Origin of the sequence: Rhodococcus sp. SMB37 (assembly GCF_004345605.1) — a bacterium.
Classification (GTDB): Bacteria; Actinomycetota; Actinomycetes; order Mycobacteriales; family Mycobacteriaceae; genus Rhodococcus.
The window spans coordinates 204,244-220,382 of the sequence record NZ_SLVY01000011.1 but is presented as its reverse complement, the minus strand read 5'-3'; the positions used below and the strand labels follow the sequence as shown (position 1 = coordinate 220,382).

Annotated in this window: 16 protein-coding genes; 8 read left to right on the top strand and 8 right to left on the bottom strand. The window is 63.3% G+C overall.

What is annotated here, in order from left to right:
- Positions 1-561: 561 nt before the first annotated feature.
- The 6 genes from EV641_RS18770 to EV641_RS18745 all read right to left on the bottom strand — a co-directional run bounded on the left by EV641_RS18770 (position 562) and on the right by EV641_RS18745 (position 6,345).
- Entirely contained in the window at positions 562-1,146 is a 585-nt protein-coding gene (locus EV641_RS18770; protein ID WP_132473683.1) for a signal peptidase I, read from the bottom strand.
- A gap of 100 nt (positions 1,147-1,246) precedes the next feature.
- Positions 1,247-1,858, bottom strand: coding sequence for a hypothetical protein (locus EV641_RS18765; protein ID WP_132473681.1), 612 nt, complete (start codon positions 1,856-1,858; stop codon positions 1,247-1,249).
- An 865-nt stretch (positions 1,859-2,723) separates the two neighbouring features.
- Positions 2,724-4,880, bottom strand: a complete 2,157-nt coding sequence (locus EV641_RS18760) for a hypothetical protein (protein ID WP_132473679.1) — start codon at positions 4,878-4,880, stop codon at positions 2,724-2,726.
- The gene (locus tag EV641_RS18755) at positions 4,877-5,446 is read right to left on the bottom strand and encodes a hypothetical protein (protein ID WP_132473677.1); all 570 of its coding nucleotides are present in this window, start codon (positions 5,444-5,446) and stop codon (positions 4,877-4,879) included. The genes EV641_RS18760 and EV641_RS18755 overlap by 4 nt, the downstream gene beginning before the upstream one ends.
- Positions 5,447-5,531: 85 nt before the next feature.
- Positions 5,532-5,789 (bottom strand): hypothetical protein, encoded by a 258-nt coding sequence (locus EV641_RS18750; RefSeq protein WP_132473675.1) that lies wholly within the window; start codon positions 5,787-5,789, stop codon positions 5,532-5,534.
- 40 nt (positions 5,790-5,829) lie between these two features.
- Positions 5,830-6,345, bottom strand: a complete 516-nt coding sequence (locus EV641_RS18745; protein WP_132473673.1) for a hypothetical protein — start codon at positions 6,343-6,345, stop codon at positions 5,830-5,832.
- Between the two features lie 147 nt (positions 6,346-6,492).
- Here EV641_RS18745 and EV641_RS18740 point away from each other — a divergent pair, with 147 nt between their 5' ends.
- A complete protein-coding gene (locus tag EV641_RS18740; RefSeq protein ID WP_241997345.1) occupies positions 6,493-7,014 on the top strand; it encodes an NADPH-dependent FMN reductase in 522 nt (173 codons plus the stop codon).
- A 12-nt stretch (positions 7,015-7,026) separates the two neighbouring features.
- Here EV641_RS18740 and EV641_RS18735 read toward each other — a convergent pair whose 3' ends face one another.
- Complete coding sequence (locus EV641_RS18735) at positions 7,027-7,380, bottom strand: nuclear transport factor 2 family protein (protein ID WP_054713498.1); 354 nt, start codon at positions 7,378-7,380, stop codon at positions 7,027-7,029.
- Between the two features lie 78 nt (positions 7,381-7,458).
- Here EV641_RS18735 and EV641_RS18730 point away from each other — a divergent pair, with 78 nt between their 5' ends.
- Positions 7,459-7,776: a TetR family transcriptional regulator C-terminal domain-containing protein gene (locus EV641_RS18730; RefSeq protein WP_132473706.1), complete on the top strand. Its 318-nt coding sequence runs from the start codon at positions 7,459-7,461 to the stop codon at positions 7,774-7,776.
- Here the strand turns inward: EV641_RS18730 and EV641_RS18725 are convergent.
- Positions 7,728-8,339 carry a DUF1942 domain-containing protein gene (locus tag EV641_RS18725; RefSeq protein WP_132473669.1) on the bottom strand — a complete coding sequence of 204 codons (612 nt, stop codon included), beginning with the start codon at positions 8,337-8,339 and terminating at the stop codon, positions 7,728-7,730. The two genes, EV641_RS18730 and EV641_RS18725, sit on opposite strands and share 49 nt — an antisense overlap.
- A gap of 461 nt (positions 8,340-8,800) precedes the next feature.
- Here EV641_RS18725 and EV641_RS18720 point away from each other — a divergent pair, with 461 nt between their 5' ends.
- The 6 genes from EV641_RS18720 to EV641_RS18695 all read left to right on the top strand — a co-directional run bounded on the left by EV641_RS18720 (position 8,801) and on the right by EV641_RS18695 (position 16,096).
- Positions 8,801-9,160 (top strand): alpha/beta fold hydrolase, encoded by a 360-nt coding sequence (locus EV641_RS18720; protein WP_132473667.1) that lies wholly within the window; start codon positions 8,801-8,803, stop codon positions 9,158-9,160.
- Between the two features lie 529 nt (positions 9,161-9,689).
- Positions 9,690-11,354 carry a hypothetical protein gene (locus tag EV641_RS18715; protein ID WP_132473665.1) on the top strand — a complete coding sequence of 555 codons (1,665 nt, stop codon included), beginning with the start codon at positions 9,690-9,692 and terminating at the stop codon, positions 11,352-11,354.
- Positions 11,355-11,453: 99 nt separating this feature from the next.
- Positions 11,454-11,885 carry a lipopolysaccharide assembly protein LapA domain-containing protein gene (locus EV641_RS18710; RefSeq protein ID WP_132473663.1) on the top strand — a complete coding sequence of 144 codons (432 nt, stop codon included), beginning with the start codon at positions 11,454-11,456 and terminating at the stop codon, positions 11,883-11,885.
- Positions 11,886-12,552: 667 nt separating this feature from the next.
- Positions 12,553-13,305, top strand: coding sequence for an SDR family NAD(P)-dependent oxidoreductase (locus EV641_RS18705; RefSeq protein ID WP_132473661.1), 753 nt, complete (start codon positions 12,553-12,555; stop codon positions 13,303-13,305).
- A gap of 116 nt (positions 13,306-13,421) precedes the next feature.
- Entirely contained in the window at positions 13,422-14,462 is a 1,041-nt protein-coding gene (locus EV641_RS18700) for an LLM class flavin-dependent oxidoreductase (RefSeq protein ID WP_132473659.1), read from the top strand.
- Positions 14,459-16,096 (top strand): long-chain-fatty-acid--CoA ligase, encoded by a 1,638-nt coding sequence (locus tag EV641_RS18695; RefSeq protein WP_132473657.1) that lies wholly within the window; start codon positions 14,459-14,461, stop codon positions 16,094-16,096. The genes EV641_RS18700 and EV641_RS18695 overlap by 4 nt, the downstream gene beginning before the upstream one ends.
- The last annotated feature ends 43 nt before the right edge of the window (positions 16,097-16,139 follow it).

Here is a 16,139-nt window from a genome sequence, read left to right as displayed (position 1 = left end):
TGTGGAGGCGGGCATGGCGTTCCTTGCAGATGTGAGCGTCAGAACTTCCATTTTCACGTGAGCGCTGTGCCCGCACTCGCATCCGTATTCTCCGGCGTGTCACCATGCAAAACCCCAGGTCATCCGCATGTTAGAAGACTTTGACGGCACCCTGAACCGGCACCCCCGAGCTAGAAGCAGGAATGCACTCCCGGGGAGCAGCGTTCATCGAACGACTACAAGACCGACCCTCTGCTCTCACCGACAGCAAGTTGAGCAACCCGCCGTTGATAGTCGGCTTCCAACCGGTCTCTACCAACGGGTCAGAGCTCTGCGAATCAGTGAATGAGCTGACCGGACCGAAAGTTCCGATGGTCGCGGTCCGCTGGATCCTGCCTTGAGCGGACAAAGCACGTGCATACACCTGCTCCACTTCAGCGGTGCGGAATACCGAACCACCGAGTACACGGTCGCTCCACGACGCCATGGTCTGGCCGACAAGACCACCGTTGACCACCACGAGCGCGACGATGCTCAACACACCGAGCCCTACCAAGGTCAGCTGCACCGGTCTGCGACGATTCACGGTCGTTCCTCCGGCTCTGCAGACGTCTGCCCGTCGTCGTCGCGCCGTGGCCAGAAAGCCCACAGCACCAGCGCCGACGCACCGATAGTGAGCGACCCGAGCACATACGGGTTCGACAACCACACCACCGCACGCGCCAGGTCCGGAACCGACCACAACACCTTGCGTACCTGCTCCACGCGATACATGCCGGGGTCCGGCCCGGGGTTGGCATCACCCTTCATTTCGATGAGCGCTTCACCCGCCCTTTGCGGATGCACCGCGATGACGCGGTGGGTGACGGGCAGCTCGCCGGGGCGATCGACAGTGACGACATCGCCGATGGCGATGTCGTCGGCCGAGATCTCCTTCACCACTGCCAGCGATCCGGCGGGGATGGCCGGCGACATCGACCCGGTCTTGAACATGATGAGTGAAATATTCAGTAGCACAGCGGCAATGACGAGAACAATGCACACCACTCCGCCGAGGGCGAGCAGGTTCATCACCCCGCCTGCCAGATAGGACCGCAGCGACCGTCGCTTCGTGCGTGGAGCACGGTCCGGGTACTGAGATCGGTGCGCTGCGGAAGTGTCCGCCATCGATTCACTCCTGTGCTGGGGCAGAGATGCCCACCATGGTCAAGACCGGGGCGTGCAATGACCGCCCCCGATGGAGCAGGTCACCGCACGCGCGAGTTGGTTATTCGGTGCTGGTGGCAGCGAATTCCCACAGGATCGGCTGCGACTCCAGGCCGCCGGCCTCGACGGTGGCGTCCGCCGCGAGCTCGGCCGAGAAGCACACCCAGCGGAACCCGTTGGCCTCCACGGTAGTGCTCAGCATCGAAGTCGAGGCGGCGCCGATAGTGACACCCGTACCGAAATCAGCAGATGCGTCGCAGGCGGGAGCGGTCTCTCCGGCACCGGCATCTGCAACCGCCACGGTCACGAGGTTGGCCAGTCCGGACCCGTCAGCGTTGTCCTTGGACAACTCGATGTCGGCCCCGAAGTTGTTTTCGACCTCCTGCAATCCGACGAGTTGATAGACCGGTTCGCCGGGCACCAGCGCGTCGGCCTGCTGAGCGAAGGTCATGGTCCCTGCGGTGGCCGGCGAGAGGTAGTCGTCCCAGCTGGTGCCGTTGTCGAAGGAGCCTTGGATATCGAAGTCGCTACCGGTGGTGCCGAATGTCGAGCTACCCCACACGGTGTCACTCCACGCGGCGAGCGTGATGGCCGCGCCGACGCCGAGGACGAGCCCGGAGGCGAGGACAGCGCGGATCTTGCGGCGTTTACGGGTCTGATCGACAGAGGTCATGTCATTCACTTCTCTACGAGAAACGGAAATCGGGCAGGCATGCCATCTGAGATATGGCAATTGCGCCGCCGCTTGTTACAGGGTCGATAAAACATTCCTCACGCCCCCGCATAGTGAGGGTTTCCTATCCCCAAGCCTCCGAAATGATGCAATTGCCCGCATTGACCCAAATGGCAAATGACAACGGTTGGGACCGGAAAGAAATTCATATTGCCTTCCCGCACGATCGAACCAACGAGAATCAGATCCGGCCGCGGCAGCCTATACCCGACATGAGCTGCACAGTTGCCGTCAACCCGTGACGCCGCGTTGCACCTAGTTCATCTTCAGTTCTCATGCAGTCCAGCGATATACACACACCCGCCTCGGCGCACCTCGACCGATCCCGAACGACAGGGTCGCACTCGGACTTTTTAGACGGATCCGACTTCCGAGCAAGGTGCGCCGCTCCGAAATAAGACTAGGGCTTTATCGGATACGCATTTTGTTGATCTTGCAACCGAGTCGGGATCGGCTGATACTCGCGTATTTTTCACGGCGAGCACGGAACGAGTGATACGGCGATGACAAGACCACTTGCAAATAGCGAAGGGTGACCGCGCGCTGGCCGAAGAGTGCTGCATTCAATAGCGGATTCGTCCCGAAGTGCAGAGCCGGTTTCGGTGGGTAAGGTCATCGGTGTTGCTCCGGATCCGGATCCTGCAACACGGGTGTTCCGGATCGGGTCCGCGACATCCGCCACCGGTTACCCGCAGTCGTCCTTCTCACGGCGACAGACGGGGTCGCCGAAGCCACCTCATCTGCGGGCAGTTTCGCTACGTCGAAGCTCACCACGAAGGACGCGGAAGAAGCGCCGAAGGCTTCCTCACGCCTCCCCTGGACCAACCACCCGCATCCCCTCGGGCGGCACCTCCTGGACGATGAACTCGTCGTCGACGTCGGTCACGATGGACACATAGAACACCGGCCGGCCGTCGATGTGCACGTAGCATCCGATATTGAAACCCACGAGACGCGGGATCCGCTGGAGAGTAGGTACGCCACCGGCAATCTCACTGTCGGGATGCAGCCGTGCAGCTTCGGCCAGAACCGCTCGCTGCACGACATCTCGGTCGATCAAATCGTCGTCATCGGTCAACGTCGAGAACGAGACCGGTTCAGTGCATACGAACGGCACCTCGAACCTCATCGGTTGCCGCACTCCATCCTGAGGAGCCGGGGGCACGTAAGGCGCGTGCGTGATGCGATACGCCGCGATCGGTCGATGGGAAACGCGGTCGAGGACGAATGTCCAGTAGCCGTTGTGCGTCGGCACAGTACCGCGCAGCGCCGGTCCCCCAGCCGCAGTCGCGTCCAGGAACTCGTCGTAGCCGAGAAGTGCGGCATGCTCTCCGTGTTCGGTGTCGCGGGTGTGAGCGTGCACCTCCGCCAGATCGGCCTCGAACAGCGACACGGGATAGCGATACTTTCGGCCGGCGATCTGGGCATGGAACTCCCGGAGCACGTCGGTATCGACATCGTCTGCTATCCACTGCGCGATCTCGCGGGTGGTCACCTCCTCGACGGGTCGCTCCGGTTCCGGGAAACCCCGAAACACCCCGTCCTCGTCGGCGCTGTCTGCGAAGGATTCGAAGTCCATGTTCGCGATCGACAGGTTGTTCTCCACGCCCCACATCTCGGAAGGAATGACACGGAAGGTTCTCCCGCGCGGCCGTTCCGGTTCGTCGGGCTCGGTGTAAACGACGACGATGGGCATCTCGGGGTTCGTCACCGTCTCGGCGTCGACGAGAAACGCGTAGTACGTCGGGGACTCGCCTATTGCTTCGAGAAGCCCGTCGACGGTCAACCCGTCGTACTCCGGGTTGTCGATGCAAGTGAGGTAGGCGGCGAATTCGGTGCCGTCTCCCTGCGGTACCGGGGCCATAGCTGCGACGGCAATGTCGCGCCAGGCAGCGTCGTCGGTGAAGTCGGTGCGGATGAACAGTGACTCGTCTTCGAGATGGTCGGTGAGAACCCGCCCGGTGCCGAGGGTGGCGAGCACCTCTGCTTCGCGGCGATCGTGTTCCTCGGCAACGAGTTCGGCAGCGATCTCGGCGGGGTCGCGATTCGGTGGATCGACCGGCACGATCGAATCCACGATCCGAGCGCAGTCGTCCCGGCTGATGTCCTGGTGACTGCGGATCTCGTACGTCCAGTCGCCGATGGAATGGCGGTAGCGTTCCGGCGTCGAATCGCTGGGCCCTTCGGCTTTCGGTTCACCGATTGCGCTCACCCATCGGCGCAGCGTGAATTGTGGCGCTTGCCCGCTGATCGACACCCTCAGTTCGCCCGTGCGGGCCTCGCCGGATTGGGACTGTGCGTTTATCCTCAGCGGCAGCCACGTCGGGAGCGCTTGAGGAATCGCGGCCAGAACGCGCTGACGCTCCTCGCGCTCGCGCTGATATTTCGCGGCGTCGTCCTCGGCTCGGTGCGACGGCCCTGTCCATGTGAACAATGTGGGCTCGAATGATTCATCGAGGATGGGATTTTCGAGTTCCATCCAGTCGTCGCCGCGCTGCCACCGCAGTGCGATGCCGAGTTCCGCGTCGAACACGTAGCTGACCGCTTGGTTCGCACGCTGGTCGTGGGCGCTCACCTCCCAGCCGTCGCGGCCACGAACGCGGACTGCTCTGGGTGCACTCGGGGCGACGAATCCTTGGTCGCTGCCCCCACGTGTTCCGGAGGGAGGAAACATCTCGTAGGCGCGGAGGAGATAAGACGGCGAAGCAACACCCACGGTTGCGTAGAGCGTGTAGGGAGACTTGACAGAGTGCACCATCGTGCCGTTCTCGTCGCGGAACCATCTGTCGGTGGTGTTCTCGATGCGAGTGGGCTCACCGGCTTCGTTCTCGTAGCGCCAGGTCTCCTCGGGCGCATGCCATATGCGGCTCCACGATCCGTCGGCCCGGTGGACAGTTCCGCAGATGGTACGTCCCATCGTGCCGTAGTTCGATCCTCGGACCTGCTCCCATGTCGGTGTCACGAGACCTCCAGGGGAAGTGGCCGCATAGCTTTTCCTGCCGGCTCAGCAAGGAAAGGACGTGCGGCACGGAGCGCTTCGATCTGAGCCCAAGCATCTGCGAGGTCGCGGATGCCCCGTGCCAGATCGAGAGCGTCGGCGCCTTTACGTCGCGGCTCGTCGGGTGCACTGACCGGTCGCAGTACGACGGCACGCGGGTCGGGAACATCGGGCCAGACCGGCCGGACGAGCTTTCCTTTCACCGAGGCGACATGCTCGGTGAAGAGTTTGTCCAATTCCAGGATCTCGGTACGAACTGCATCAACGGTGGCATCCAGATCAATTCGTCCACTGATCGAGAATTGTTCTACAACCGAGTGCGCGGACGCAGGATCGCAGCGTGCAACATAGCGGTCGGTGAGCAGAGTAGTCAGCGTTTCGGTGTCGGAGGCGTCGACGACCCAGGACCCCGTCAGGCGCGACATGCCCGCAGGAATGTCGCCACTGACGTCGACGTGCCAGACAGCCACTCGACTTGGCTGCTCATCGACGACGGCAATGGGGTACTGCGACGCGACCTCGATGCCCACAACAACTCCTCACGAATCCGACAATCAGCTCGACCGGGACATCGTGTGGCTGAACTCGGTCGTTACCGCTTCCGTCCGGCCTCAGTCACACGAAGTTCGAGTCGGTGAACTCGATCTCGCAGTCGGACGAACAGAAGCCGCTCGTGTCGGGATCGAGCGTTGTCTCGCAGTATCGGCACTGCGGCTCCGCGTCCGATGAGTTTCGGAACATCGAGAGTCCTCCCCAGAGGATCGTGAGGAGTGCGAGGATGTCAAGGTCGGTCACACACAACCGATCGCCCAGCACCTGTGGGTCGTTACCGAATCCCTGGCCGAACGGCATTTCAGTGCCTTGGATTGTCATTGCCTGAGTTCACTGCAATGAGGAATCTCCAGACCTGTTCTCAGCTACTGCCGAAGGGCGGAGCTCCGGCGCCCGGAGCGGGCAGAGCGGGAGCTGCGCCGGGCACTGTGACGACCGTGGACGCCTGCTGGACAGCGAAAGCCGTCAATGGGAAGAGGTCGAGAATCTCACCGATACCGGGATAGTCCGACGCCCACATGGCCGTGTTGTCGGCATTACCGCACGTCGCCAACACGACATATGAGCCGTCGGGAATTTCCGTCACCGTCTGTGTGGTGGTGCCGGGCTGCACCTCGCCCGACGTGTAGAGCGTCTGGCCCGACCCCGTAACTTCCCAGATCGGAGGCAGCACACCGCCCGGCGCGGAAGCGAGCGACGTCGTGCAGAGGAGCACTCCCCCGGTGTTGTTGGTGATCGTGTTGGTCACTCTCGTGCCGTCGACACCGAATGCGTAGGCGACATCGCCTGCGTTGGCTGCTGAGGCCACAGCAGGAGCTGCCATGGCCAAGGGAACAGTCGCCGCAGCGATCAGGGCGGCGCGGGCAATCGGTCGCATCGAAGTTCCTGACGGTCGAGGAATGTGGTCCTTTGTGATCTTGCTGCATGCGCGAGCATCCGGCGTGGTTTCGACGCAAACCGGTTGGGTACCCGCGGCGCCACCACCAAGAACGAGCGATACAGCGTGCGTGGGAGCATCGATCTTGTGAACCTACTGCTCTTATCCGGGAGTACGAGAGCGAAATCGACCAACGCTGCCGCTCTCGCGTCGGTCGCCGCCTCGGCGCCGCCCACAGCGACCACAACGATCTACCGCGGATTGTCGGCCCTTCCCGCGTTCAGCCCCGACGACGACCACGATCCACTCCCCGACGAAGTATCCACTCTCAGGCAACTCATCCGAGCCGCAGACGCAGTACTGTTCTGCACACCCGAATACGCCGGCACCCTGCCCGGCAGCTTCAAGAACCTTCTGGACTGGACCGTCGGAGGAACCGAGATGACCGACAAACCGGTGGCGTGGATCAACGCCGCCGCACCCGGTCGCGGGCGCGGCGCCGTGAGCACCCTCGAGACTGTTCTCGATTACGTTGGAGCACAATTGATCCCGACGGCGTGCATTGCCGTACCGGTGGGGCGGGACGACGTCGACGACGACGGAGTCATCCGGAACGAGGAGATTTCGCGGGCACTCGCTCAGATCTGGGTCGAACTACGACGGCAGTGACGGCCAGAGACCTCACCCAGGCACCTTGTCGAGGAAGCCATGGACACACTGAATGCGGCCGCCCTCGTCACTGACGAGCACGTCGAAGCCGATCACAACCGGCTCGGCGTGCGCGGGGCCGAGGCCCCACTGGAATCGGGTCTGTCGATGATGCGCGTCGATGCTGCCGACAAGCGAGAACACATAGCTCGGGAACTGGGCCTGTACAGCAGCGATCGTGGCACTGATTTCGTCGTGGCCGGCAACATCGACCATCGGGTCGGTGTAGGTCGCGGCTTCGGACCAGTGATCGGCGAGTAGGCGTTCACGGGTCGCGGCATCGGTTGCGTTCCATGTTTCGAGGTAGAGATCGACGGGAGTATGCACGGCACAGCCTTTCGTTTCGACGGCGCAGCGTTCGCGCTGCGTTGAGTCCATAGTCGGCGTCGGCTGTGACGGAAGTCGATTATCTCGGAGGTAATCGATCTGCTCAGTCCTCAGGGGCTACGCGGCCTCCTCGCCTCCTACCTACCGGACGGAGTGACGACGAACACCGCCTGGCGCGTGTGGATCGAACTCTGGGCCGCAGCCCTGGGAAGCCCCGAACTCCAGGCACTGAACGACACCGTCTACGACAGTTGGCGCAAAATCGTCCGAGAGGCCGTGGCCGCTGCCCGGGATTCGGGAGCACTGAGCGACAGTCCCGCCACCGGCGACCCCCTCGAAAACCTGCGCTATTCGACGGTCCAGCTAGCACGTTGCTGTCCGAGGGCGCCTTCATAGCGGATGCTCGCGATCGGCGGCCCCGTGACATCGAAAGCGACCGCACCGCGGATGACGTCACCTGAAGGAAGCTCGGTCGCGGCGAGCTGTCCATCGATCGCACCGAGTGCGGCCGAATAGCTGGTGCCGTCCGCAGCCCGCGCGGTCAGGTACAGCGGGTTGACGTTCGCAGTTCCTTCGATACCCTCGAGTACAACCGTGACCTGGTACAACTCACCCTGTGCAGGCAGTCCGAACTCGCTTGGTGTAGCCGGCACAAGGTCTTGGACCGTGGCGCTGAACCGTGCACCTCCCTCTTCGATCTCGACGGTAGATCCGATAGGAGTGGCCCCCGATTCTTGTTCGACGGCCGACGCGTCTCCTTCTCCCGTGCTGGTTACTTGCCCATTCCTGTTGTCACCGCCGAGCGTTGTCGACACGGCGATGATGACGATGATGACGACGAATGCAAGGAGGAACCAGGGCCACTTCCTGCGCTTCTTCGGCGGTGGCTGTTGTTGTGTGTATGCGCCGGGCGGATAGCTTGGCTGTTGCGGATCATTCGGGGGTGGTGGGTAGGTCATCGACGTTCCTTTCGTCGGTTCCTCCGATGTAGCCACAGAGCGCTTCTCGAGCAGCAACGTGAACTGGTCGATACCCCGAACCCGTCCTCTATCACCGTTTCTCGACCCATCCGAGAACAAAATCGTCGCCATCAAAGAATAGCGCTGTACCGCCGTCCCGCGAGAGGTCTCTGCCCGAAAGTTTTCTCCTCTCACTGCGCGCTCCGTCAGGTGGCCGAGGCCGTATACACGCCGGCACAGCTACAGAAGGACTGTTCAGGAGCGGGCTCGAAGGCGGCCGTGAAGTGGCATCTTTCGCCGCGAGACAGCGGCGTGGGCAGATCTCGTTGGTGCCCGTGTCGCCCATGGCAACGTAGCCCACCATTTCCGAGTGAAGTCCCGCTACAGTTCTGCGCGGAGGGACGTCGCAGATCTTCATCTCGCACCGGAATCGAGGCTCTCGAGCGGCAGCACCAATTACATTGGAACATCAGCGGTTCGACGCATCAGGCGGATACCCGGTACTCGTCCACCACGGCCTCATCGGATCGGCATCGGTGAGCCCCGACGCTGCGAGCGAGGCCGCACGCCGCAACATCGAACTCATTGCCCTCGCGCGGCCGGGATACGGCCGCTCTGCACCACAACCGATGACGAGCATCGGCGACTGGCATGGCATCGTCACGCCACTCCTCGACACGCTGGGGATCGAGAGATACAGCGTGTGGGGAACCTCCGCCGGCGCACCCTACGCATACGCGCTTGCCGCCCCCGACCGAGAACGGGTCGGACCGTGGCTTCAGCACTCCGGGAAACGCCGGTTGCACCTGCCGAGACGGTGACGCTGCCACCTGAGACCGTGACGGTCGCGGCCACCGTGACGGTCGAACCGCAGGCCAGTGCGCCGGTAAGGGCGGGGCCCGCGAGCAGGTCTGACATGCTCGGCGGGGTGTTCCTTCCGGCACCCACCCCAGCTTCCCGCTCCCGCGATTTCTGCAGCAGGAAGCCGGAAATCGCGCGAGAAGTGTTCTTGCTCAGAGAGTTTACGAATCACGCGTCGTCCGAGCGTGCGGGAGCGCATCGCTGCAGGCGCAAGAGCCGTGATCCTGGCCAGAGCCAAAGTGAACTGTGGGTCGGAGGAAGGTGCAGCCGCACCTCGGCCGAGTCCGGCCTGCCACAACCACGCCGACTCGTCGACGATCACAAGGCGAGTGACGCCGCGCTGAACCCCACGAGTCCTCCGACGAGCACCGGCCAGCGCCGATCCGATCCGCGGGTCGAGACGGATGCGAACAGCGCACTCCCGAGGTCACCGTCGTCAAATGGGATTCCGACATACCGAATCGACGAGACGTGCCGTTACAATCCGGCATGCCTTACGCCGCCGCGCCCTCGGAACCCAACATCCGACTCGAGATCAACGCCTACGCGCCCGCTGCACTTCAAGACGTAGGAATCGCGTATTGGCGGCTGGAAGGGCTCGATCCTGAAACCGGCGAGCCGGTCTGGGAGCAGAGCATCAGTGCACTTCCCTACAGGATGTGGTCGGGCGGAGCACACTATGCTGCGGCCGCTGCAGTGGCCGCGACGCTGCTCGGATACTGGTGCGCGTCGTGCAGTGGCGAATTGGTCTTGACCTCGAGGCAAGCACTCACCGATGCGCTTTTCGGGAAGGCAGTCGAGTGTCGACGATGCAACACTCGAGTCGACGATCAAGCGTCAGGAATCCTCAATCCACGCGCGCTCAATGGCAACACCCAACGAGCGCTGGAAGTGCGAGGGCAAGGGACAATCGAACAAGCACGACGCGAGGTGATCGCAGAGCGCTACCCGGTCGAGTCCCAAGACCAAGAGCAGCTCCTTGCCGAGGCCTCACTCCACGCAAAGCTCGGAGCCCTGTCGGTGATCCACGCAGTCGGCGACACGGGCGGGTTGATCTATCCCATCGAGATCAACGATCAGACGATCGCTCCGAACTCCTCACTCAGCAAAGACCTCTTCATCGCCGCCTGGGACGCAGGGCTACTCCAAGTCCATCCGACCTCGCCGACCACTGCGTTCGCCTGGGACAGCGACACTGCGCTCGGTGAAGGTTTCTATACCAACCGCACCCGTTTCTTCGTCCCCGGTGACGGACCGGCCGAATCCCGTCTCGACGGCTTCGTCGACGTCCTCCTTGCGCACCTCGACCCGGCTCGCATGCTGCCGCCCGAACGCACCGAGCTGACCGAGCTCACCCAACGTCTCATCGCCGAGGAAGCCGGCCGATACTTCGTTCGCATGCTGGGCGAGCACAACCTACCGGCCGTGACCGAGACCCATGAGGAGACGTTGCGTGCAGCTACGGTCCGCGGCGCAGAGCTGTTCCCGATCGGACATCTCGACCGGATGGCCTGGGGTGCCACCCGCGATGCCGCCGGTGCCTATCGCCGTAACTCCGGAATGCCGGAAGCGAATGCGATCACCTACGGGTTGAAACAGTTCGAACGCTGGATACAAGGTGCTTCCGATAATCCGAGGGTGTTGTCCGAGCCGTTCAGCGAAGACGAACGAAACCTTCCACTGTCGTCGGCCACCGGCATCGTGTTCCGCACTATCCTCGGTCTCGACCCGATGAGCGCGAGCCCCCGCGAGATCACCGAAGCCTTGACCGGCGCCCGGGGCGCTGAACCGCGCAACGACTGCGACGCAGGAATCCCCGACCACCATGAGCTGATGGAATGGCTCCGGACATCGCCCGGCTACTGGGATGACGGCAAGTTCCGGAAGGCACTGGGCCTTCTCGAGGATTCAGATCCTCAGGTTTGTACCCCAGGCTGCGCACACGAACGCATCGCGCGCGTCGCCCAGGAATGCGGCCGCGTCTACGACCGCATCGTGTCGAGCGTCGGAGAAACCGACGCAGCCATCCTCACCGCCGAAGCGACCGCCGTCGCCAACGCCCTCGATGACGAAGTACGCTCCGGCGACGCGCTGCTCACCACAGTCATCCGAACACTGCAGGCCCGCCCATCCCTCGCATCGAACGAGCCCTGACCGGCAGGACGGCGGTTTGCAGATCCCGGCACAGAGGACATCGAGTTCGGCCGAATCGGGCCGGAATAGCCGGACCGGAATGTGGGTACCCGACCAACCATGTCGACCACCTCGAAGGGCCCGGGCTCAGACGATCCGAACCCCGACTTCTCGCCATCACCACGGCACAGCAGCGGCCCAGTGCCACCATCGGGCAAAACACCTGATCCGGACGCTCGCAGCGACCTGCATCCCGATGTCGCCCGAGGTAAGGGCATCAAGGGCACCCGTACCGGCGCTCTCTGGACCGCCCTGATCGCCGGGCTACTCATCCTGCTGTTGCTCTTGGTGTTCATCCTGCAGAACCTCGACAGCATCACCCTCGAACTGTTCGGGTGGGACTTCTCGCTGCCGCTGGGGGTGGCGCTGCTGTTCGCTGCGATCGGCGGAGCCGCAATCGTCGGAATCGCCGGTGGCCTACGGATCCTGCAGCTCCGTCACGCCGCCAACAGACAACGCGGACTCGGCACCACTCCACGAGGTCGATCGTGAGAACGCCATACGTGTCGCTGCGGCTCCGGTAGGTTGTCGAAGCCGGCTTTCAGGTAGCTTCCCTCCACGTCGAACAGCGGTTCGAACAGTTGCGCAACGTACTCACCCGGGGTCACGGCGTTGAAGACTCGGGGCAGCTCACCGCCGAACAGCCGAGACCACCCCCTCGAACCGCGGGCGCGACGGTGCCACCAAGAACTCGTCATCACCGAGACAGCGCTGCAAACGATCGGAAAGAGCACGCGCGCTCTGGACGCTGTCGTTGAGCGCGGACACTGACAACAAGCGAAACAAGCGCTGATCGCCACCCACCACGACCTGACTGCCGCCGGCATCTCACCCGCACCAACCGGCAGCGTGCGCTCGACGATGATCTCGGCGAAACCACGAATGTGCTAACGCGCCGAGCCCAGCGCCACATTCCCCGTCGGCAAGTGTCAGCGTGGGACGATCGGCGTTTTTGTACTCTTCTCCAACCACTGACACGAAGCGTGTTCCGGGGACCGCACCGGCTTCGTATCGTGTGCACCACGCAGGATGTGCACCGGCCGCCACCGACAGTCGGAGACACCGGAACATCGCGTGCCCAAAAGATTCCGTCTCGCGAGGAGCCCTTGTCTCGGCTCCAGCTCCACCCACACATTCCCACGTGAGAAATGAGAACTCGATGTCGTTGAACGGAAAGATCGCAATTGTCACCGGCGCTGCACAAGGCATCGGCAAGGCCACGGCGCAGCGGCTCGCCTCAGAAGGCGCCACCGTAATCGCCGCGGACATCCAGGACGCAGCCGGCACCGTCAGCTCGATCCTCGAGATAGGAGGCAAAGCCGAGACGCATCAACTGGATGTGCGGCTGAAGAGCAACTGGGCCGAGACCGTGCACGAGGTCATTGGGCGGCACGGCCGTATCGACCTGCTCGCCAACGTGGCCGGTGTGGTGAACATGATCAGCGAGGACAGCGTCGTCGGCCTCACGGAAGAGGCCTGGGAACATGTCATCGGCACCGATCTCAAAGGCGTCTGGCTCGGTATGCAAGCGGTGATCCCGAACATGATCGAGCGTGGTGGCGGCCGAATCGTGAACATCGCGTCGATGGCGGCTCTGCGTGGTCTACCCAATCTGGCTTCCTACTCCGCGGCGAAGGGTGGAGTGGTCTCGCTGACGAAGCAGGCCGCGTACGAGTACGGAGAGAAGAATATCCTGATCAACGCCATCTGCCCCGGCACGATCGACACCCCGATCCTCGCCGACATCACCGACGAGATGAAGCAGGCCAATGCGAACGCCCACATCGTGCGGCGCCTGGGCGAACCTGGGGAGATCGCGTCGATGGTTGCCTACCTCATGCGTGAAGGCAGCTTCCTCACGGGAGAGATCTACCCGGTCGATGGCGGTTGGGCGGCGAAGGGCAACTTCTGACGACGATTGGACCCGCCGACAAACGTGCCCGCCCCGACCCCTTCACCGGCCGAGGCGGGCACGACATTGTGTGATCCACGACATAACCGATGCGATCGAGATCGAGGAGATACACCGTGGACGATCAACACTGCACTTTCGGACTGTGGTACGACTTTCGCAACCCGGCTCGATGGCCGCGCACTTTCACCGATTTCTACCGGCAGAGTCTCGAACAGATCCGCTGGGCGGAAAGCTGTGGGATCGAGTCGGTGTGGCTGACCGAACACCACTTCATGGAGGACGGGTACACCCCGTCGCCGTTCGTGCTGGGCGCCGCGATCGGTGCCCGCACCGAATCGCTCCGAATAGGCACGAATCTCATCGTGTCTCCACTGCACAACCCGATCCGGCTCGCCGAGGACGCCGCGACGCTCTCGTTGCTCACCGACGGACGGTTCGATCTCGGCGTGGGGCAAGGCTATTGGCAGCCCGAGTTCGCGGCTTTCGGCCGATCCCTCCGGAACCGGCCCAGCCTCCTCGAAGAGGGCGTCGAACTGATCCGCCGAGCATGGTCGGCCGAACCCACCGAGTTCCACGGCAAGCGATACGATTTCCCCGCCCTTCCGGTCACTCCACAACCCGAGTCCGTCCCGCGCCTTCTGGTGGGCGCGATGGCCGAACCCGCCATCGAGCGGGCCGCGCGAATTGCCGATGGCTACCTCAGCACGCAGAATGCGCATCACAGTATGTATCTCGATGCGCTGGAGCGAGTCGGCCGGTCGCGGGAAGATGGACGAATCTATGCAGGTCAATGGGCTGTAGTGGCCGACGACCCCGAACGCGAATGGGCACGGATCGGTCAGCACGCTCTGTACCAGATCAACGGGTACATCGAGATGGGCGCCTTCGGCCCGCCCGAGTCCGTCCCTACGTTCGCGACGCCACAGGACCTCCTCGACGGCGGGGCGTTCACACTCTGGGATGTCGATACCGCGGTCACCGAGCTCACGACGCTGCTGGCTTCACGACCACAGATCAAGGACGTGCATTTCTGGGCGCAATTGCCCGGCGAACCCGTCGACAGCGGCTCGGCCCGCATCGAACTGCTCACCTCGAAAGTGATCCCACAGGTCCGCGCGGCGATCGCCGCCACCCGACCGGAGGTGACCGCATGACCCCGGTGCCGGCTACCGCTTCCACCAGCCCGCTCGTCATCACAGACTTCCTGTACCGGGCACAAGATCTGTTCTCCGCCAAATCCATCACGCAGTATCGGGACGGCGAGAAAACCTTCGAGTACACCTACGGCGATTACGCCGACAGAGTGCTGCGGCTCGCGGCGGCATTGATCGATCGTGGTGTCCGCCCTGGAGACCGCGTTGCCACCCTCGCGTGGAACCACCACCGTCACCTCGAGCTGTACATGGCAGTGCCGTTGGCGGGAGCCGTACTGCACACCATCAATTTGCGGCTCGAACCCGACGAGATCGCCTACATCGTCGACCACGCCGACGATCGAATCGTCTTCGCCGACACATCGCTGCTTCCGTTGCTCGACGCAGCGCGGACACGGCGCCCCCACATGCCGATCATCACCACCGACGGTGACGATACTGCTCTGCCATGCCAGGACGCGCTCATCGCCGCCACCGAACCACTCGCCGAGCCCGTGACTAGGGACGAAAACGACCTTGCCGCCTTGTGTTACACCTCCGGTACCACAGGCCCACCGAAGGGCGTCGGGTATACACATCGGGCCCTGTACCTACATACGTTCACAGCGTGCCTCGTCGACGGGCACGCGATCGGCGAACGCGACACTGTCTGCCACGTCGTGCCGATGTTCCACGCCAATGCTTGGGGTATTCCGTTCGCCGCGTTGATGTCCGGGGCCGATCAAGTTCTTCCCGGGCCGCATCCCCAAGTACCGCATATTGCGACGATCCTGGCGAACGAACAGGTCACGTACACCGGCATGGTGCCGACGGTCGCGGTCGACCTGGTCCGTCACGCCCTGTCGTCGGGTATCGACCTGACGTGTCTGCGCGCCCTCGTCCTCGGCGGTTCGACTCCGACGGCGGAGTTGATCCGCAGCATCGAAGAAGATCTCGGGGTTCCCGCGTACCAGGGGTGGGGTATGACCGAGTTGTCGCCGATGGGTACCTTCGCGCGTCCCCCACGCTCGGCCGCCGGTACCCCTCAGCGGCGATACGACTACATCCGACGGCAAGGCCGCCTACTGCCCGGTCTGCGGTGGAAGTTGGTCGACGACACCGGTGCTGTAGTTCCCCACAACGGCGTGGACAGGGGCGAGCTGCTCATGCGCGGTCCGTGGGTGGCCGAACGCTACTTCCGCGACGAACACCCTGAAGCGTTCACCGACGGCTGGCTGCGCACAGGCGACATCGCCACCATCGATGCCGAGGGCTACCTGACCATCGTCGATCGGGCCAAGGACCTGATCAAGAGCGGCGGTGAATGGATCAGCTCCCTTGCGCTCGAACAGGCCCTGGTGACGATTCCGCACGTCGTGGAGGCGGCGGTGGTCGCGGTGCCGCACGAGCGGTGGCAAGAACGGCCCTTGGCGTTCGTCGCTGCCGAGCGCGGGCACGCCCTCGATCCTGCCGGTGTGCTGAACTCCCTGACCGAGATCGTTCCGCGGTGGTGGCTGCCCGAGCGCATCGAGATCGTCGAGTCCCTTCCACGCACCAGTGTGGGCAAGTTGGACAAGAAGCACCTGCGCAGCGCGGTCGAGAATCGCCTGTTTGTGGATTCCGACAACAGTCCCGCAGGGGGTTCTCTCACGTGAGGCGCCGGTCACATTAGCGTCGGGTTCCACCGGCCCCGACAGG

What these genes read in the sequence shown, in the direction of transcription:
- EV641_RS18770 (WP_132473683.1), bottom strand. Translation starts at nt 1,146, where the DNA reads ATGGCGGACACTTCCGCAGCGCACCGATCTCAGTACCCGGACCGTGCT.
- EV641_RS18765 (WP_132473681.1), bottom strand. Translation starts at nt 1,858, where the DNA reads ATGACCTCTGTCGATCAGACCCGTAAACGCCGCAAGATCCGCGCTGTC.
- EV641_RS18750 (WP_132473675.1), bottom strand. Translation starts at nt 5,789, where the DNA reads ATGACAATCCAAGGCACTGAAATGCCGTTCGGCCAGGGATTCGGTAAC.
- EV641_RS18745 (WP_132473673.1), bottom strand. Translation starts at nt 6,345, where the DNA reads ATGCGACCGATTGCCCGCGCCGCCCTGATCGCTGCGGCGACTGTTCCC.
- EV641_RS18725 (WP_132473669.1), bottom strand. Translation starts at nt 8,339, where the DNA reads ATGACCTACCCACCACCCCCGAATGATCCGCAACAGCCAAGCTATCCG.
- EV641_RS18715 (WP_132473665.1), top strand. Translation starts at nt 9,690, where the DNA reads ATGCCTTACGCCGCCGCGCCCTCGGAACCCAACATCCGACTCGAGATC.
- EV641_RS18710 (WP_132473663.1), top strand. Translation starts at nt 11,454, where the DNA reads ATGTCGACCACCTCGAAGGGCCCGGGCTCAGACGATCCGAACCCCGAC.
- EV641_RS18705 (WP_132473661.1), top strand. Translation starts at nt 12,553, where the DNA reads ATGTCGTTGAACGGAAAGATCGCAATTGTCACCGGCGCTGCACAAGGC.
- EV641_RS18695 (WP_132473657.1), top strand. Translation starts at nt 14,459, where the DNA reads ATGACCCCGGTGCCGGCTACCGCTTCCACCAGCCCGCTCGTCATCACA.